This window comes from Streptomyces sp. NBC_01474 (genome assembly GCF_035918215.1).
Taxonomy (GTDB): Bacteria; Actinomycetota; Actinomycetes; order Streptomycetales; family Streptomycetaceae; genus Streptomyces; species Streptomyces aureus.
On sequence record NZ_CP109449.1, the window covers coordinates 5,806,060 to 5,824,748 of the forward strand.

The 18,689-nt window shown below is 66.2% G+C and carries 11 protein-coding genes, 3 rRNA genes and 2 pseudogenes; 5 read left to right on the forward strand and 11 right to left on the reverse strand.

Annotated features, from left to right (window positions below; translation table 11 throughout):
* Nucleotides 1-7: 7 nt before the first annotated feature.
* On the reverse strand, nucleotides 8-1,297 hold the full coding sequence (locus OG758_RS26670) for an MFS transporter (RefSeq protein ID WP_326712271.1): 1,290 nt from the start codon (nucleotides 1,295-1,297) through the stop codon (nucleotides 8-10).
* Nucleotides 1,298-1,419: 122 nt separating this feature from the next.
* Between OG758_RS26670 and OG758_RS26675 the strand changes: the two genes are divergently transcribed.
* The 4 genes from OG758_RS26675 to rrf all read left to right on the forward strand — a co-directional run bounded on the left by OG758_RS26675 (nucleotide 1,420) and on the right by rrf (nucleotide 7,821).
* Nucleotides 1,420-1,968, forward strand: a complete 549-nt coding sequence (locus OG758_RS26675; protein ID WP_100598978.1) for a MarR family winged helix-turn-helix transcriptional regulator — start codon at nucleotides 1,420-1,422, stop codon at nucleotides 1,966-1,968.
* A gap of 678 nt (nucleotides 1,969-2,646) precedes the next feature.
* Nucleotides 2,647-4,174: ribosomal RNA gene (locus tag OG758_RS26680) — 16S ribosomal RNA — on the forward strand.
* Between the two features lie 317 nt (nucleotides 4,175-4,491).
* Nucleotides 4,492-7,615 (forward strand): 23S ribosomal RNA (locus tag OG758_RS26685).
* Between the two features lie 89 nt (nucleotides 7,616-7,704).
* A 5S ribosomal RNA gene (rrf, locus tag OG758_RS26690) occupies nucleotides 7,705-7,821 on the forward strand.
* The 16S, 23S and 5S rRNA genes sit together here, the layout of an rRNA operon.
* A 77-nt stretch (nucleotides 7,822-7,898) precedes the next feature.
* Here rrf and OG758_RS26695 read toward each other — a convergent pair.
* From OG758_RS26695 to OG758_RS26705, 4 genes and pseudogenes are all read right to left on the reverse strand, one after another.
* Nucleotides 7,899-8,561, reverse strand: coding sequence for a response regulator transcription factor (locus OG758_RS26695; RefSeq protein WP_326712272.1), 663 nt, complete (start codon nucleotides 8,559-8,561; stop codon nucleotides 7,899-7,901).
* Nucleotides 8,558-9,808 (reverse strand): sensor histidine kinase, encoded by a 1,251-nt coding sequence (locus OG758_RS26700; protein ID WP_326712273.1) that lies wholly within the window; start codon nucleotides 9,806-9,808, stop codon nucleotides 8,558-8,560. The genes OG758_RS26695 and OG758_RS26700 overlap by 4 nt, the downstream gene beginning before the upstream one ends.
* Before the next feature lie 36 nt (nucleotides 9,809-9,844).
* Nucleotides 9,845-10,272, reverse strand: a pseudogene (locus OG758_RS49100) (ABC transporter permease); the annotation flags it as partial.
* Nucleotides 10,262-10,627 (reverse strand): annotated as a pseudogene (locus tag OG758_RS26705) (ATP-binding cassette domain-containing protein); the annotation flags it as partial. The pseudogenes OG758_RS26705 and OG758_RS49100, both read right to left, overlap by 11 nt.
* A 104-nt stretch (nucleotides 10,628-10,731) precedes the next feature.
* Between OG758_RS26705 and OG758_RS26710 the strand changes: the two are divergent.
* On the forward strand, nucleotides 10,732-11,289 hold the full coding sequence (locus OG758_RS26710) for a GNAT family N-acetyltransferase (protein ID WP_326712274.1): 558 nt from the start codon (nucleotides 10,732-10,734) through the stop codon (nucleotides 11,287-11,289).
* A gap of 6 nt (nucleotides 11,290-11,295) precedes the next feature.
* On the opposite strand, the gene OG758_RS26715 is transcribed toward OG758_RS26710, so the two are convergent.
* The 6 genes from OG758_RS26715 to OG758_RS26740 form a co-directional block, all read right to left on the reverse strand.
* On the reverse strand, nucleotides 11,296-12,837 hold the full coding sequence (locus OG758_RS26715; RefSeq protein WP_326712275.1) for a TraM recognition domain-containing protein: 1,542 nt from the start codon (nucleotides 12,835-12,837) through the stop codon (nucleotides 11,296-11,298).
* Between the two features lie 72 nt (nucleotides 12,838-12,909).
* Nucleotides 12,910-14,340 carry an ATP-binding protein gene (locus tag OG758_RS26720; RefSeq protein WP_326712276.1) on the reverse strand — a complete coding sequence of 477 codons (1,431 nt, stop codon included), beginning with the start codon at nucleotides 14,338-14,340 and terminating at the stop codon, nucleotides 12,910-12,912.
* A 15-nt stretch (nucleotides 14,341-14,355) separates the two neighbouring features.
* Nucleotides 14,356-15,915: an SCO6880 family protein gene (locus OG758_RS26725; RefSeq protein ID WP_326712277.1), complete on the reverse strand. Its 1,560-nt coding sequence runs from the start codon at nucleotides 15,913-15,915 to the stop codon at nucleotides 14,356-14,358.
* Nucleotides 15,912-17,264 carry a hypothetical protein gene (locus OG758_RS26730; protein ID WP_326712278.1) on the reverse strand — a complete coding sequence of 451 codons (1,353 nt, stop codon included), beginning with the start codon at nucleotides 17,262-17,264 and terminating at the stop codon, nucleotides 15,912-15,914. Before OG758_RS26730 ends, OG758_RS26725 begins: the two co-directional genes overlap by 4 nt.
* Nucleotides 17,254-18,063: a hypothetical protein gene (locus tag OG758_RS26735; RefSeq protein ID WP_326712279.1), complete on the reverse strand. Its 810-nt coding sequence runs from the start codon at nucleotides 18,061-18,063 to the stop codon at nucleotides 17,254-17,256. The genes OG758_RS26730 and OG758_RS26735 overlap by 11 nt, the downstream gene beginning before the upstream one ends.
* Nucleotides 18,064-18,206: 143 nt before the next feature.
* Nucleotides 18,207-18,515, reverse strand: a complete 309-nt coding sequence (locus tag OG758_RS26740; protein WP_116512240.1) for a hypothetical protein — start codon at nucleotides 18,513-18,515, stop codon at nucleotides 18,207-18,209.
* Nucleotides 18,516-18,689: the final 174 nt, after the last annotated feature.

The window sequence follows — 18,689 nt, forward strand, 5'->3', positions numbered from 1 at the left end:
CGGAGCCTCAGACGGACGCGGCCGCGGGCATCGGTTCTGCCGACGCCCCGCCCTCCGCCACGATCCGGCTCTTCGCCAGCGACGGCTGGTCCTGCACGGGCGACAGATGCCGCCCGAGCCGCACCGCGAGGAACGTGATCCCCAGCGAGAACAGCACGAACGTCACGATGTACGGACCGTGCAGCGCGGCCCCCATGGGCCCGCCGACCGCCGGACCGACGGCCAGAGCGAGCTGCTTGACCAGCGCGAACGCCGAGTTGTACTGCCCGACCATCCCGGCCGGCGCCAGATCGGCGACCAGCGGGGCCACGGTCGGCGACAGCATCGCCTCACCGAGACCGAACAGCGCGTACGTCGAGATGAACGCGGCCGTCGCCATGGCCTGACTGCCGTGCCCCACGCCCGCGTACCCGGCCGCGAGCCACGCGATCGCCCACACGAGCCCGACTGCGGCGATCACCCGGGACCGCCTGCGCCGCTCGACGAACTTCAGGACCGCGAACTGCGCGACCACGATCATCGCGGTGTTGGCGGCGAGCGCGATGCCCAGCGTCGACGGGGAGATCCCGGCCGCCTCCACGCCGTACGCGCTCAGGCCCGACTCGAACTGCCCGTAGCAGGCGAAGAACAGCACGAACCCGAGGACGCACAGCTGCACCATCGCCCGGTGCCGGAACAGCGCCCGCAGCCCGCCGCCCGTCCCGGAGCCACCCTTCGGCACCGCCCCGCCGATCGTCGGCGCGTACGGCATCCGCACGAAACCCACGACCCCGGCGAGCACCAGGAACATCACGGCCTCGATACCGAAGAGCAGCGTGAAGCTCGACGGGCGGCTCTCGTCGACGATCTGGCCGCCGATGAGCCCGCCGATGCCCAGGCCGAGGTTCTGCAGGAAGAACTGCATGGCGAAGGCGCGCGTACGGGTGTCCGGCGTGGACGTCCACACGATCATCGTGGCGAGCGCCGGCTGGATCACCGCGGTGCCCGCACCGAGCACCGCCGCCGACAGGATCGCGGTCGTCTGACTGCCGGCGAGCCCGAGCCCGAGGGCACCGACCGCCGCCACCAGCGTGGCGACGACCAGGACGGGTACCGGACCGCGGCGGTCGATGGCCCGCCCCGTGAACGGCAGGACGACCAGAGCGGCCATGGCGAAGGCGGCGAGCACGATGCCCGCCGCTCCGGCCCCCAGACCTCGCACCTCAGCGACGTACACATAGAGGAACGGGACCGTGAACCCGACGCCGAACGAACTCAGCGCGCTGCCCACCTGGATCCGACGCATCGCTGCGCCCATCGCCCTGGTCACTTTCACCTGCCTTAGGAGTTAGAAGTGAAGACTTCGAAGCTAAACTTAGGAGCTAAACAATACACACCGAAGGACTTCAATGCCAAGCCGCCCGTGCCATACTGCGGGCCATGGGCGACAACCCCGGCGACAGTGAGCCGACCCTCGACGAGCAGATCGCCGCGTACCAGCGCGAGTTCCAGGACCTCGACCCCCAGGTCGAGCAGATCGTCTCCGCGCTCGGCCGCCTCAACAGGCGCATGAACGTCGCCTACGGCCGCCAGACCGCGAACCTCGGCATCACCAACGCCGAGTGGGAGGTCCTCAAGGCCCTCGTACTCTCCGGCGCCCCGTACCGCATGGGACCCGGCGACCTGGCGAAGCGCCTGGGCCTCACGCCCGCCGCCATGACCCACCGCATCGACCGCATGGTCGGCGAGGGCCTGGTCACCCGCGACCGCGACGAGTCCAACCGGGTACGCGTCATCGTCGAGCTCACCACCGAGGGCCGCGCCAAGTGGCTCGAGGCGATGCGCCTCGCCTCCGGCTTCGAGGAGGACCTTCTCCAGGACCTCTCCTCCGACGAGCGAGGCGTCCTCGGCGAAGTCCTGACCCGCCTGCTGCGCCGCGTGGAGGATGCCCAGCCGGACGCCGGCGGCCGCCTCACGGACCTCGACTGAAAAGAAGTTGCCAGGAGAGTGTTGACATGCCCCTCCTCGCTACGTAAGGTTCTTCGAGTTGCCACGGAGCCGTAACGGTTCTGCGACAGCACCTCCGCCGCTGAAGCGGCAACCCCACCACCAGCACGATCTCCCTCCGGGATCGAATTCGGCGTGCCCGAATTCAATTCGATTTCGGTGCGGCGGCCCGATTAGGCGCCGCCGGGGGAATCCGCTAAAGTTTGGGACGTCGGAACGGCCCAACAGCCGCGAAGACAAGCCCCACTGACTGGGAGTCAGGCCCGAAAGGATCTGATAGAGTCGGAACCGCCGGAAAGGGAAACGCGGAAAGCCGAAAGGCCGGAGCGGAAACCTGAAAGGCACCGAGGAAATCGGACACGAAAGAGTCTGATAGAGTCGGAAACGCAAGACCGAAGGGAAACTGCCCGGAGGAAAGCTTGAGAGAGTCTCTCGGGTGAGTACAAAGGAAGCGTCCGTTCCTTGAGAACTCAACAGCGTGCCAAAAGTCAACGCCAGATTGACAACCCCGGCCCACCTTTGGTGGGTTGGAGGTTCCTTTGAAAAAGTCCTCACTCCCACACCGGGGTGAGGCGCACTAGCGAGGACGCAGTGAATCGTGGGGATTATTCCTCCCGACGGTTCCGCTCTCGTGGTGTTCACCGGGATATCCCGGAAACATTCACGGAGAGTTTGATCCTGGCTCAGGACGAACGCTGGCGGCGTGCTTAACACATGCAAGTCGAACGATGAAGCCCTTCGGGGTGGATTAGTGGCGAACGGGTGAGTAACACGTGGGCAATCTGCCCTGCACTCTGGGACAAGCCCTGGAAACGGGGTCTAATACCGGATGACACCCCCTCTCGCATGGGAGGGGGTTGAAAGCTCCGGCGGTGCAGGATGAGCCCGCGGCCTATCAGCTTGTTGGTGAGGTAGAAGCTCACCAAGGCGACGACGGGTAGCCGGCCTGAGAGGGCGACCGGCCACACTGGGACTGAGACACGGCCCAGACTCCTACGGGAGGCAGCAGTGGGGAATATTGCACAATGGGCGAAAGCCTGATGCAGCGACGCCGCGTGAGGGATGACGGCCTTCGGGTTGTAAACCTCTTTCAGCAGGGAAGAAGCGAAAGTGACGGTACCTGCAGAAGAAGCGCCGGCTAACTACGTGCCAGCAGCCGCGGTAATACGTAGGGCGCAAGCGTTGTCCGGAATTATTGGGCGTAAAGAGCTCGTAGGCGGCTTGTCACGTCGGTTGTGAAAGCCCGGGGCTTAACCCCGGGTCTGCAGTCGATACGGGCAGGCTAGAGTGTGGTAGGGGAGATCGGAATTCCTGGTGTAGCGGTGAAATGCGCAGATATCAGGAGGAACACCGGTGGCGAAGGCGGATCTCTGGGCCATTACTGACGCTGAGGAGCGAAAGCGTGGGGAGCGAACAGGATTAGATACCCTGGTAGTCCACGCCGTAAACGGTGGGAACTAGGTGTTGGCGACATTCCACGTCGTCGGTGCCGCAGCTAACGCATTAAGTTCCCCGCCTGGGGAGTACGGCCGCAAGGCTAAAACTCAAAGGAATTGACGGGGGCCCGCACAAGCAGCGGAGCATGTGGCTTAATTCGACGCAACGCGAAGAACCTTACCAAGGCTTGACATATACCGGAAAGCATCAGAGATGGTGCCCCCCTTGTGGTCGGTATACAGGTGGTGCATGGCTGTCGTCAGCTCGTGTCGTGAGATGTTGGGTTAAGTCCCGCAACGAGCGCAACCCTTGTTCTGTGTTGCCAGCATGCCCTTCGGGGTGATGGGGACTCACAGGAGACTGCCGGGGTCAACTCGGAGGAAGGTGGGGACGACGTCAAGTCATCATGCCCCTTATGTCTTGGGCTGCACACGTGCTACAATGGCAGGTACAATGAGCTGCGATGCCGCGAGGCGGAGCGAATCTCAAAAAGCCTGTCTCAGTTCGGATTGGGGTCTGCAACTCGACCCCATGAAGTCGGAGTTGCTAGTAATCGCAGATCAGCATTGCTGCGGTGAATACGTTCCCGGGCCTTGTACACACCGCCCGTCACGTCACGAAAGTCGGTAACACCCGAAGCCGGTGGCCCAACCCCCTTGTGGGGAGGGAGCTGTCGAAGGTGGGACTGGCGATTGGGACGAAGTCGTAACAAGGTAGCCGTACCGGAAGGTGCGGCTGGATCACCTCCTTTCTAAGGAGCACTTTGGCTGCCGGGTTTCACCTGGTGGTCCAAGAGCCATTTCGTCGGCAAATGTCCGACGGTGGTTGCTCAAGGGTGGAACGTTGACTATTCGACCGGGTTCACGGGTCGGAGGCTGTGAGTACTGCTCTTCGGGGCGTGGAAAGCATGATCTCCGGGCGGGACCGGGTCGGGCACGCTGTTGGGTGTCTGAAGGTACGGCCGAATCGGTCGCCTTCAGTGCCGACCCCGGTAAAAATCCGCTTCGGTGGGTTGTGACGGGTGGTTGGTCGTTGTTTGAGAACTGCACAGTGGACGCGAGCATCTGTGGCCAAGTTTTTAAGGGCGCACGGTGGATGCCTTGGCACCAGGAACCGATGAAGGACGTGGGAGGCCACGATAGTCCCCGGGGAGCCGTCAACCAGGCTTTGATCCGGGGGTTTCCGAATGGGGAAACCCGGCAGTCGTCATGGGCTGTCACCCATACCTGAACACATAGGGTATGTGGAGGGAACGCGGGGAAGTGAAACATCTCAGTACCCGCAGGAAGAGAAAACAACCGTGATTCCGGGAGTAGTGGCGAGCGAAACTGGATGAGGCCAAACCATATGCGTGTGATACCCGGCAGGGGTTGCGCATGTGGGGTTGTGGGATCTCTCTTTCACAGTCTGCCGGCTGTGAGACGAGTCAGAAACCGTTGATGTAGGCGAAGGACATGCGAAAGGTCCGGCGTAGAGGGTAAGACCCCCGTAGTCGAAACATCAGCGGCTCGTTTGAGAGACACCCAAGTAGCACGGGGCCCGAGAAATCCCGTGTGAATCTGGCGGGACCACCCGCTAAGCCTAAATATTCCCTGGTGACCGATAGCGGATAGTACCGTGAGGGAATGGTGAAAAGTACCGCGGGAGCGGAGTGAAATAGTACCTGAAACCGTGTGCCTACAAGCCGTGGGAGCGTCGCTGTATGTGCTTGCACATACAGTCGTGACTGCGTGCCTTTTGAAGAATGAGCCTGCGAGTTTGCGGTGCGTTGCGAGGTTAACCCGTGTGGGGAAGCCGTAGCGAAAGCGAGTCCGAATAGGGCGATTCAGTAGCGCGCTCAAGACCCGAAGCGGAGTGATCTAGCCATGGGCAGGTTGAAGCGGAGGTAAGACTTCGTGGAGGACCGAACCCACCAGGGTTGAAAACCTGGGGGATGACCTGTGGTTAGGGGTGAAAGGCCAATCAAACTCCGTGATAGCTGGTTCTCCCCGAAATGCATTTAGGTGCAGCGTCGTGTGTTTCTTGCCGGAGGTAGAGCACTGGATAGGCGATGGGCCCTACCGGGTTACTGACCTTAGCCAAACTCCGAATGCCGGTAAGTGAGAGCACGGCAGTGAGACTGTGGGGGATAAGCTCCATGGTCGAGAGGGAAACAGCCCAGAGCATCGACTAAGGCCCCTAAGCGTACGCTAAGTGGGAAAGGATGTGGAGTCGCACAGACAACCAGGAGGTTGGCTTAGAAGCAGCCACCCTTGAAAGAGTGCGTAATAGCTCACTGGTCTAGTGATTCCGCGCCGACAATGTAGCGGGGCTCAAGCGTACCGCCGAAGTCGTGTCATTCCAGCATGTAGGGCCAACGCCCGCTGGGATGGGTAGGGGAGCGTCGTGTGCCGGGTGAAGCAGCCGCGGAAGCGAGTTGTGGACGGTTCACGAGTGAGAATGCAGGCATGAGTAGCGATACACACGTGAGAAACGTGTGCGCCGATTGACTAAGGGTTCCTGGGTCAAGCTGATCTGCCCAGGGTAAGTCGGGACCTAAGGCGAGGCCGACAGGCGTAGTCGATGGATAACCGGTTGATATTCCGGTACCCGCTGTGAAGCGTCAAACATTGAATCAGGCGATGCTAAGTCCGTGAAGCCGTTCCGGACCCTTCGGGGAAAGGAAAGTGGTGGAGCCGACGGACCAGACTTGTAGTAGGTGAGTGATGGGGTGACGCAGGAAGGTAGTCCAGCCCGGGCGGTGGTTGTCCCGGGGTAAGGGTGTAGGCCGTGCGATAGGTAAATCCGTCGCACATTGAGGCTGAGACCTGATGCCGAGCCGATTGTGGTGAAGTGGATGATCCTATGCTGTCGAGAAAAGCCTCTAGCGAGTTTCATGGCGGCCCGTACCCTAAACCGACTCAGGTGGTCAGGTAGAGAATACCGAGGCGTTCGGGTGAACTATGGTTAAGGAACTCGGCAAAATGCCCCCGTAACTTCGGGAGAAGGGGGGCCATCACTGGTGAGAGGACTTGCTCCTCGAGCTGGGGGTGGCCGCAGAGACCAGCGAGAAGCGACTGTTTACTAAAAACACAGGTCCGTGCGAAGCCGTAAGGCGATGTATACGGACTGACGCCTGCCCGGTGCTGGAACGTTAAGGGGACCGGTTAGTGCACTTTCGGGTGTGCGAAGCTGAGAACTTAAGCGCCAGTAAACGGCGGTGGTAACTATAACCATCCTAAGGTAGCGAAATTCCTTGTCGGGTAAGTTCCGACCTGCACGAATGGCGTAACGACTTCTCGACTGTCTCAACCATAGGCCCGGTGAAATTGCACTACGAGTAAAGATGCTCGTTTCGCGCAGCAGGACGGAAAGACCCCGGGACCTTTACTACAGTTTGATATTGGTGTTCGGTTCGGCTTGTGTAGGATAGGTGGGAGACTTTGAACTCTGGACGCCAGTTCAGGGGGAGTCGTCGTTGAAATACCACTCTGGTCGTGCTGGATGTCTAACCTGGGTCCGTGATCCGGATCAGGGACAGTGTCTGATGGGTAGTTTAACTGGGGCGGTTGCCTCCTAAAGAGTAACGGAGGCGCCCAAAGGTTCCCTCAGCCTGGTTGGTAATCAGGTGTTGAGTGTAAGTGCACAAGGGAGCTTGACTGTGAGACCGACGGGTCGAGCAGGGACGAAAGTCGGGACTAGTGATCCGGCGGTGGCTTGTGGAAGCGCCGTCGCTCAACGGATAAAAGGTACCCCGGGGATAACAGGCTGATCTTCCCCAAGAGTCCATATCGACGGGATGGTTTGGCACCTCGATGTCGGCTCGTCGCATCCTGGGGCTGGAGTCGGTCCCAAGGGTTGGGCTGTTCGCCCATTAAAGCGGTACGCGAGCTGGGTTTAGAACGTCGTGAGACAGTTCGGTCCCTATCCGCTGCGCGCGTAGGAATATTGAGAAGGGCTGTCCCTAGTACGAGAGGACCGGGACGGACGAACCTCTGGTGTGCCAGTTGTCCTGCCAAGGGCATGGCTGGTTGGCTACGTTCGGAAAGGATAACCGCTGAAAGCATCTAAGCGGGAAGCCTGCTTCGAGATGAGTATTCCCACCCCCTTGAGGGGTTAAGGCTCCCAGTAGACGACTGGGTTGATAGGCCAGATCTGGAAGCCCGGCAACGGGTGGAGGTGACTGGTACTAATAGGCCGAGGGCTTGTCCTCAGTTGCTCGCGTCCACTGTGTTGGTTCTGAAACCACGAACAACCCCACGTTTGTCACAGAGCGTGGTGCGGTTGACAGTTTCATAGTGTTTCGGTGGTCATAGCGTGAGGGAAACGCCCGGTTACATTCCGAACCCGGAAGCTAAGCCTCACAGCGCCGATGGTACTGCAGGGGGGACCCTGTGGGAGAGTAGGACGCCGCCGAACTATCTTTGATAAGAAGCCTCATTCCCCGAGTGAAAACTCGGGGAATGAGGCTTTTTTGCGTTCAGGCTCTTTCGGATTCACGCCGGCTCCACCAGCTTCGCGTCGTACGCCACAATCACCGCCTGCACTCGGTCCCTGGCTCCCGTCTTCGCCAGAATGCGGCTCACATGCGTCTTCACCGTCGATTCGGCGAGGTGCAGGCGCGCGGCGATCTCCGAATTCGTCCAGCCCTGGGCGATGACCGTGAGGATCTCGCGCTCCCGGTCCGTGAGGGCGGCGATCCGGGGGTCGGGGCCCTGGGGCGCGTGCGTGGCCGGCAAGTGCTGTACGTACGCGTCGAGGAGACGGCGCGTCAGGCTCGGCGCGACCACCGCGTCGCCTGTCGCCACCGCGCGGATCCCGGAGAGGAGCTCCTCCGGCAGCGCGTCCTTGACGAGGAATCCGGACGCTCCCGCACGCAGGCCGTCGTACGCGTACTCGTCGAGGTCGAACGTCGTGAGGATCAGGACGCGGGTGCGGTCGCCGGAGGCGACGATGCGGCGTGTGGCCTCGATGCCGTCGAGGCCCGGCATGCGGATGTCCATCAGGACGACGTCCGGGTGGAGATGTGCCGCGAGGCGGACCGCCTCGGCGCCGTCGCCCGCCTCGCCGGCGACCGTCAGGTCGTCCTGGCTCTCCAGCAGCATGCGGAAGCCGAAGCGCTGCATGGGCTGGTCGTCGACGATGAGCACGCTGGTCACGGGGAGGGTTCCTTCGGGAGGTGGAGGTGGACGCGCCAGCCGCCCGGGGGCGTGGGCAGCGGGCCTGCCTCAAGTGTGCCGTCGTAAAGGGAAGTTCGCTCGCGCATGCCGGTCAGGCCGCGCCCCGCGCCCGGCTCCGGAGCCCGGCCTCCGCGGCCCGTGTCCGTGACGCTGACGCGTACCCCGTCGTCCCCGTACAAGACGTCGACGGCAGCGGCGGCGCCCGGGCCGGCGTGCTTGAGCGTGTTGGTGAGCGCCTCCTGTACGACCCGGTACACCGTCAGTTCCTTTCCGGGGGCGAGGGAGTCGGGCCGGCCGCGCAGTGCGAGACGCACGGGCAGGCCTGCCGCGCGGACCCCGTCCACGAGCCGGTCCAGGTCCGTGAGGGCCGGCTGCGGTGCCAACGCGGTTGTGGGCGTGGCCTCTTCGCGTAGTACGTCGAGGAGGCGGCGCAGTTCCGCGAGGGCCTGGCGGCTCGTCGTGGCGATGGCCTCCAGTGCCTGTCCCGCGCGTTCGGGGTTCCTGGCCGCCGCGTAGGAGCCTCCGTCGGCGAGGCCTGTGATGACGGAGAGGTTGTGGCCGATGATGTCGTGCATCTCGCGGGCGATGCGCGTGCGTTCCGCCGCCGCGGCAAGCCGGGCCTGCTGGTCGCGCAAGACTTCGAGTCGGCGGGCGCGCTCGACGAGGGACGACGTGTACTCCTGGCGGCTGCGGACAGCGATGCCGAGCAGCGCCACCAGGGTGATCGCCCACACCTGCGGGACGATCTGCTGGTCCCAACTGCCTTTCGGATAACGGACGACGCCCACGACGACCGGCACCAGCGTCAGCGCGCAGGCGGCCGCAAGGAGCTTCGGCGGGCGGCGCAGCGCGATGTTGAACACGACGATGAGCTGGACCAGGGCCGCCTGGAGCAGGGCGCCCGTCCAGCTGTTGACGGCCCCGGCCGCCACCATCACCGCGAGTACCGTCATCGGGCACGTGCGGCGCCACAGCAGGGGCACCGTCAGCGCGAGGCTCAGGCACAGGACCAGCGGACCGGGTACGTCGGTGTTGTGGGCGATGTTGCGCCAGCCGCCGCCGGTGTAGTCGACGAGGGCGGCGATCACGAAGAAGCCCGTCAGGACCAGGTCCCAGCCGAGCGGTCGGCGCCGGTCGAAGGCGCGCACCCGCTCGGTGAGCCGCTGGACGTACGCGGTGAGGGGGAAGGGGGCTCTCTCCGGCCCCTGGGTCCTGTCGTCCGTCACCGGTTCATCCTCGTACGGGAAAGGGGTCCGCGGGGGTCATACGTCACGGCGCCTGAGGAGCAGGGCCGCGGCCGTGAGGACCGCGGCGGCCCACAACCCATGGCGGGGGAGGCCGCGCCGGCAAGGTGGGTGGCGGAGCCGAGGGATTCGGCGGACTGGGTCGGGAAGTGGTTCACGGCGCTGTCCACGGCGTCGTACGGGAGCATGCCGAGGATCTCGGGGAGGATCAGCACGGCGCCGACGAACGCGCCGATCGCGGCCGGGACCGAGCGGAGCAGGGCGCCGAGGCCGAGGGCGATCAGGCTCATGAGGGTGATTCCGGCGGCGTTGCCCGCGAGGGCGCCGAGGACGCCCGGGTCGGTGAGCGAGGTCGCCTTGTCGCCGTCGGAGAGCCAGATCTGCGCGACGAGGAACGTGATCACGTTCGTCAGAAAGCCCAGGCCGAACGCCACGGCCGCGAACACGCCGCCCGGTGAGAGCGAGGACGTGGTCGACGCGGGAGCGCGGCACGCCGTGCGTGTGGGCGAGTGCCATGAGGTGGTGGAACGCGGTGCGACCCGGGTGGATCGAGCGGGCCTCCAGGAGGGCGCCGACCTCGTGGAGGGGCGCGGCGTGGGCGGCGTAGGCGCGGCCGCCGACGGTGGCGTGGCCCGCGGTGGGGGTGTCGAGGCCGAGGAGCATGCGCATGGTCGTGGACTTGCCGGCGCCGTTCGGGCCGAGGAAGCCGGTGACGGTGCCCGGGTTGACCGTGAAGGTGAGGTCCTGGACGACGGTCTTGTCGCCGTAGCGTTTGGTGAGTCCGTGTGCCCTGATCGTCATGCTCCGACGGTAGGGAGAGGGGCGGGGACGGGGCGTCCGACCGCGGTCCGGAGCTGCCGAAATGCTGTAGTACCCCGGTACGACGGTCCCGTAGGGTCCGGCCCATGGAGCCTGCCGAGAAGTACGTCGTACGTCCTGTCCGGTCGGAGGAGTGGGAGGCGGTGCGGGAGATCCGGCTCGCCGCCCTGCGTGACCCGGCGGCGCCGATCGCCTTCCTGGAGACGTACGAGACCGCGGTCGCGCGGCCCGAGGAGTTCTGGCGGGAGCGGGCCGGACGGTTCGAACTCGACGGTTCCGGACATCAGTTCGTCGCCGAGGGAGCGGACGGCCGGTGGTGGGGGTCCGTGACCGTGCGGGTGGAGGAGGCCGGGGCGCCGCTCGCGTTCGGCGACACGAGCGACGTGCGGCAGGCGCATCTCGTCGGCGTGTACGTGCGGCCCGAGCACCGGGGGAGCGGCGTGACCGAAGCCCTGTTCCTGGCGGCCGTGGAGTGGGCGCGCTCGCTGGAGGGCCTGGAGCGGGTGCGGCTGTACGTGCACCAGGACAACGCGCGGGCGCAGGCGTTCTACCGGCGGTTCGGCTTCGGCCGCAGCGGGGCGAGGGTGGCGGTGCCGGGCGACTCGTCGAAGGTCGAGTACGAGATGGTGCTGGAAGGTCGGTAACAGGCCTTAAGGGGCCGGGAGTTCGGCGTGCGGCCAGCGAGCCCGGCCCTGCTCCCGGGACCGGAGGAGGGCCAGGGTCGGCAGACCCCGGTCCGCTCCGGTGGACAGCAGCTCCGGAAGCTGGGGAAGCGGAGCCACCGCGGCGACGTCGTCGAGGACGAGCGTCATTGGTGGGTCGAGCCGACCGGCAGATGACCGTTCGGCCATGCGCCGGCCGTGCTCGACCACGCTTGAGGCGAGGGCCGTGAGGAGGGGCATCGCGCCCGGGTCCGCCTTGGGATCCTCGATGGCTTCACCCACCACATAAAGCGTGCCCCCTTCGTTCACGAAGGAATCCAGGGTGAGCGCATCAGTTCGGTTTGGGGTGCAGGCCTCGCGGATGTGGACCGAGAACAGCGAGGAGAGTGCGCGGGCCGTCAACTCCTGTGCCATGTCCCGGCGTTCGGGGTGCGAGGTGAGCGCGGCCTCCAGCTCGCCCGCGGAGCCGGCCGCCGCCTTCGGGCTCGTACGCAGGATGCGTACGGCCTCCTGGACCTGGGTGCCCTGCGCCCAGCGGTGCACATGCCGGAACGGCTTCGCGTCCACGGCGGCGGCATGCAGAAAGCTGCGCAGCAGCGTCTCCGCCGTGTCGGCGGTGGCCGTGTCGAGTTTGGCGGTGGGCCGGATCGGGGCGAGGAGGGCGGCCGCCCGGGACGCGGCCGCGGGCTTGTCGTCGCAGCCCTGCGCCGGGTTCCAGTGGAGGCGGGCCGGGGTGTCGCACAGGTGGGTGGGGTCGTAGACGAGGACGGGGCCGAGCTTCGACCTGGCGTCCTTGGTCTCCGCCCAGACGCTCGCCGACGACGTGACGACGAGGACGGGGCCCTCGGCGTCCCTGATGGCCTGAATGGCCCGCGGGGCACGGGTCTCGGCGGGCCCGAGGACGACGGGACCGCGGGGGGCGGGGACGGTCGTGGGGGCGGCCGGGGCGGCGGAACTCTCGTGACGCTCCTGCTTCTCGTGGTTCTCCGGCTTCTCCGGCTTCTCATGGTTCTCATGGAGCTCCGGCCCGGCTGCCGGGACCTCGGAGACCGTGGCCCGGGGAGCGGGGTCGGCCACAGGCGCCGGCTCGGCCGAAGAAGCAGCGGCCGCCTCCGCCCGGCCCCTCCGCCGTACGGCCCGCCACCGCGCCACCGTCCCCGCGACGAACACCGTGAGCACGACCAGCACAAGGACCTGGCCGATGAACAGGCCCCAGAACAGCCCGTACCCGGAGAGCTGCCCGTCCGGGGTGTCCGGCCACGCGCCCGGCAGGTCGTGCGGGCGGCCGATGAGGGCGCGCATCGCCACCGGCGTGTGGCGGATCGTCACTGCGTCCGGCCAGGCGCCCTTGGAGAACAGGCCCGACAGGCCTGTCGCCGTCCACACCATGACGGTCATGCCGAGCAGGAACGCGAGCACGCCGAGGAGCAGCCCGTCGGGAACACCGCGTTCCCGTTCCCGCGGGGCGGGGCCACCCCGGCCCCGGTACCCGTACCTGTCGTCCTGCTCGTAGGCGTCGTGCCGCCGCATGCCGCTCTCGCTCTCGCCGAGCCCTACCAGTAACTTCCCAGACCTCAGACCTCAGGCCACCGACCTCAGACCTCAGGCCACCGTCGACTCCGACGAGTCCTTCAGTCGGTCGCCCAGGTGCTGTTCCACGAAGGCGGCCGCCCGCTCCTCAGCCTCCAGGTCGGCGGCGCGCATGGCGTCGTCGTCGCCGAGCGTCTCGGCGGAGGACTCCGTCATGGCGCGGTCGGTGAAGACCAGGGGCCGTTCCGTCTCGGTGATGAGGTGCTTCACGACCTGGACGTTCCCGTTCACGTCCCAGACCGCGATGCCCGGGGTCAGTGAGGGGATGATCTCCACGGCCCAGCGTGGCAGGCCGAGTACGAGACCGGTGGCCCGTGCCTCGTCGGCCTTCTGGGCGTAGATGGTCCTGGTCGAGGCCATCTTCAGGATCGCGGCCGCCTCCTTGGCCGCGGCCCCGTCCACCACGTCACTGAGGTGGTGGACGACGGCCACGAACGACAGACCGAGGCGCCGGCCGAACTTCAGGAGCCGCTGGAACAGCTGCGCCACGAAGGGCGAGTTGATGATGTGCCACGCCTCCTCCACCAGGAAGATGCGCTTCTTGCGGTCCGGCCGGATCCAGGTGTGCTCCAGCCACACACCCACGATCGCCATCAGAATCGGCATCGCGATGGAGTTGCGGTCGATGTGGGAGAGGTCGAAGACGATCAGCGGGGCGTCGAGATCGATACCGACCGTCGTCGGACCGTCGAACATGCCGCGCAGGTCACCGTCCACGAGACGGTCGATGACGAGGGCGACATCAAGTCCCCACGCCCGTACGTCGTCTATGGCCACGTTCATCGCTTCCGCCGACTCGGGTTCCGGGTGGCGGAGCTGCTCGACGATGTCGGTCAGGACGGGCTGGCGCTCGACGATGGTCTCGTTGACGTAGGCGTGCGCCACCTTGAGGGCGAAGCCCGAGCGCTCGTCGAGGCCGTGCCCCATGGCGACCTCGATGATCGTCCGGAGCAGGGCGAGCTGCCCGGTCGTCGTGATCGCCGGGTCGAGCGGGTTGAGCCGGATCCCCATGTCCAGAGCGGCCGTCGGATCCAGCCGGATGGGAGTTATACCCAGCTCCTGGGCGATGAGGTTCCACTCGCCGACCCCGTCCTCACCCTGCGCGTCGAGGACGACGACCTGGCGGTCCTTGAACCGCAGCTGCCGCAGGACGTACGTCTTCTCCAGCGCGGACTTGCCGTTGCCGGACTCGCCGAGGACCAGCCAGTGCGGGGCGGGCAGCTGCTGCCCGTACAGCTGGAAGGGGTCGTAGATGTAGCCCTTGCCGGAGTACACCTCGCGGCCGATGATGACGCCCGAGTCGCCGAGGCCGGGGGCGGCCGTCGGCAGGTAGACCGCCTGGGCCTGCCCCGTCGACGTACGGACCGGAAGCCGGGTCGTCTCCACCTTCCCGAACAGGAAGGAGGTGAAGGCGTCCGTGGCCATGGACAGCGGATCCCGCATCTCAGAGCCCTGCCTCTACCGTCGGATGCCGGTCGCGAACGGCAATGTGTTGACGAAGGCCCTGTGGTGCTCGCGGTCGCACCACTCCAGCTTCAGATAGGACTTGCCGGCGGAGGCGCGGATCGTGCGCTTGTCGCGCGCGAGGCTCTCCGGCGAGCGGGAGGAGACGGTGATGTAACCGACGAGGTTGACCCCGGCCGCGCCGCTCGCGAGGTCCTCGCCCCGCTGGTCGAGGCGGGTGTTGGCGGCGACGTCACGCGGGTCGACGGTCCGGTTCATCTTGGCGGCGCGGCTGGCCTCCGCCTCGTCGTTCGTCTTCTCCGTGAGCATCCGCTCGATGGCGACCTCGGTGGGTTCCAGGTCCATCGTGACGGCCACGGTGCGGATCACGTCGGGGGTGTGGACGAGGAGCGGCGCCAGGAAGTTCACGCCGACCGGCGTCATCGGCCACTCCTTGACCCAGGCGGTGGCGTGGCACCAGGGCGCGCGCGTCGACGACTCACGCGTCTTGGCCTGGAGGTACGTCGGCTCCATCGCGTCGAGTTCAGCCGGCCAGGCATTGCGCTTGGTCATGGCCTGGATGTGGTCGATCGGATGATCCGGGTCGTACATGGAGTGCACGAGCGAGGCGAGCCGCCCCTGCCCGAGCGGCTGCCGCACCCGGATGTCGGCCTCCTGGAGGCGCGAGCAGATATCGGTCAGCTCGCGCGCCATGACGACCGCGAGCCCGGCGTCCCGGTCGACCTTGCGGCCGCTGTGGGGACGGGCCGCGCGGGCCATGGCGTGGGCCTCGGCGGCCAGCTCGCGGGTGTAGTGCATGCAGGCCACGAGGTAGGCGCGGTGCTGCTCGCTGCTCGTCGACACCATCGACTGGAGCTGGTTGTACGACTGCTGCAGCCAGCCCGGCGTGCGGTCGTCCCCGCGCACGGCGACGTCCTTGGCGTGCGCGTCGGGGTCGGCGGGGAGCGTACGGGCGAGCATCTGGAGCCGCGTGACGAAGCCGTCCCCATTGGCGACGTGCTTCAGGAGCGTCCCGAACCGGTCGACCAGCGCCTCCTGGTCCTCACTGTCCCGCAGCCCGACGCCGGGCCCCTCGATCTCGATCGCGGCCGTGACCGTCCGCCGGTCGGCGTGCAGCAGCACGGCGATCTCGTCCGGCCCGAACGGCGCCGCCAGCCACGTCAGCCGGCCGATGCCGGGCGGCGGCCCGATCTCCACCTCGCGCCCGTCGAGCCGGACGCCGGCGTCCATGGCCCGCGACCGGTACGTCGTGCCGCGCTTCAGCTGCCGTTTGTAACTGCGGTTGATCTCGAACCACTTGTAGAAGGTGCGGTGCTTGTACGGGATGTAGACGGCCGCGAGCGCGATCAGCGGGAAGCCCAGGAGCAGCGTGATGCGCAGGGACAGGGCGGGGACGAGAAGCCCGCACATCATGCCCAGGAAAGCGCCCCCGATGATGAGGGCGATCTCGCCGGTCTCGCGGTTCTTGCCGACGATGGCGTTCGGCCGGGCACGGCCGATCAGATACGTACGGCGGGGCGTGACCGATGGGGACACATGGGACGGGGTCGTCAACGCCCTGCACCTCCTTGCCGATTGCTGTTGCCGGTGTTACCGCCGCTCCGCGTATTTCTCGCGTGCGGCGTGTTCGTGGGACTCGTACGGGGCGGAGGTGCGGCGGAGGGGACAGATCCGCCGCCACCGCCACTGCCCCCGGAGGAGGGGCGTGTGCTGTGTGCGGCCACGCCTCCCGACACGGGGTTCGCGGGGCGGGCCTGGGACTGGCCGCCACCGCTGCCGCCGCCACCGTCCGCGCGGGCGCTGTGCGTCTTGATGCCCTGCGAGACGAGTGCGGCGGGCGAACTGATCACGGCGGCCGCCTTGCTCTCGGCGCCGCGCATGATGCGGTTGTTACGGCCGTTGGCGATCTCGTCGCCGAAGCCGGGTACGAAGCGGTAGATCATGCCGCTGGCGAAGATCGCGAGCAGCACGATGGCGAGGCCGGAGACGACGGCGGCGAGGGAGTCCGGCCCTTCCGACCCGGACAACGCGCCGGCCAGCCCGAGCACGATGACGATCACCGGTTTCACCAGGATCACGGCGATCATCACGCCGGCCCAGCGGCGGACGTGTCCCCACAGGTTCTTGTCGACGAGACCGGCGTAGACGACGACCCCGAGCAGCGCGCCCACGTACAGCAGCACGGCCCGCAGATACAGCTCCAGGTACAGCACGCCCGCGGCGAGGATCGACACGAGCGAGACGACGATCAGCATGATCGGCCCGCCCCCTATGTCGTCGCCCTTCTTCAGCGCACCGGAGAACGTCCCGAAGAACGCGTCCGTCTGATCCCCCGTCGCCTTCGCCAGCACATCCGAGACACCGTCCGTCGCGGATACGACGGTGTAGAGGATCAGCGGCGTGAACGCGGACGCGATGACCGTGAGCCAGAGGAACCCGATGGCCTCGGAGAGGGCGGTACCGAGGGGGACACCCCGGACGGCCCTCTTGGCCACGGCGAGCAGCCACAGCAGCAACGTGAGAATCGCCGACGCCGCGAACACGATGGCGTACTGCTGGAGGAACTTCGGGTTGGTGAAGTCGACGTTGGCGGTCTGCTTGATGGACTTGCTGAGCATGTCCACGGTCCAGGACGCGGCGTCGGCACAGCCCTTGGCGAGGGAGGAGAGGGGGTCCAGGGGGTTGGTGGTGCCGGGGGGTGTGGCGGGGGATCCACCGCCTCCGGATTTGCCGTTGCCGCGTTCGCAGTAGGCCTTGGCGGGGCCTCGGATCAGGTCGCAGGGGTCGTTCGACGACTTGGGGTCGGGCGCCGCGAAGGCACGCGTGGCCAGAAGTACTGCCGCGGTCTGCACCGTGGTCACGGTTGTGGCAAGAGCGAGGGTGCGGCATCGGCTACCGGGCATACGTGAACCCTCCGTACTGCTCGACAGCCTTCGCCATGTCGTCGGCCGTGGAGGCCCTTTGGTCGCGACCGACCGGGACAGGCCCGTCCTTCTGCTGGAAGTCTGTGACCTTCCAGTCGCCGCCGACCCAGCGCAGCTCGTAAGTGTTGGTGAACCAGCTCTCGGACACGGGGTTCTTCGTGTCCGTGCCGGCCAGGCCGAAAAGGGACGAGTACCAGATGTCGACGGTGGCGCTGCCGCTACCGATCTTCATGGTCTTCGTTCCGACAGGGATGATCCGCGAGACGAACTTCGAGCCGTTGGGCGCCGATCCGTCACTGTTCAGGCCGATGCTGGACAGGAAGGCCTCCTGGGCATAGACCTTGTCGAGACTGGCCTGACGGTCGGCCGCGACGTCCGGGGCGTAGACGGAATCGACGATCGCGTGACGGCGATTCTTGTCGAACATCTCGGCGGAGCCGAGAGCCACCGCATAATTCGCGGCAGCGCTCTGCGCCCCCTGCTTGTCATGGGCGAACCCGGACGTGACCGGCTTCGTCCCCGTAGGGGCGGTCGGAGACGTATCCGGCTTCTTCGCGGCGCCGTCGTCCGAAGAGGAATCGCCCCGGTTGGCGAAGGCGATCGCCGCGATGAGGAGGACCACTACTCCGACCACCGTGATGAGGCTGCGCGACGAAGAGCGGGCAGGTCTGCGCGCAGCGCCCCCGTACACGTCGCCCTGCCCCCCGTCGGGCAGGCGCGTGCGGGTCTGACCTGTGCCGCCGTAGAGGTCGTCGTCGTTGCCGTCGCCCGGACTCATCCCGCGTACGCCCCCTCAGGCTCGTGCTGAACCGCCACGTACGACGGTAGCCGCGCTGCTTTCCGCGCGGGCGCGGTGTGGTGACTCGACATCAGGGAGTTGCAACCTCAGTGCAGATGAGACCGGAGCGGGCGGAACAGGGGCTAGATCGCCATGCCGTACACGATGGTGAAGAGCGTGCCGAGTGAGCCGATGATGAATACGCCGGTCAGGCCCGCGATGATGAGGCCCTTGCCCTGCTCGGCGCTGAACGTGTCGCGCAGGGCCGTCGCGCCGATCCGTTGCTTGGCCGCGCCCCAGATGGCGATGCCCAGGCACAGCAGGATCGCCACCGCCATCACGACCTCGACCATCACCTGTGCTTCCTTGCCCAGGTTCTGGAATGGGCCCCAGTCGGGGGCGATCCCGCCGATGATGGTGTCGATGTTTCCCTTGCCGGCTGCCAGCAGCATGTGTAACTCACCGCCCCAAGTGGGTAGTTCTGTCGCCCCCGCCGCAGCGCAGAGGTCAGGCCCATTCTTGCCCAGATCGCCGCGGATGCCTGCCGACTTGGCGCCATTCCTTGGCTGAGTTCCAACGTCTTCACAGGGTTGCGTATACGACGGAACGTATGGTCACTCTGTGTA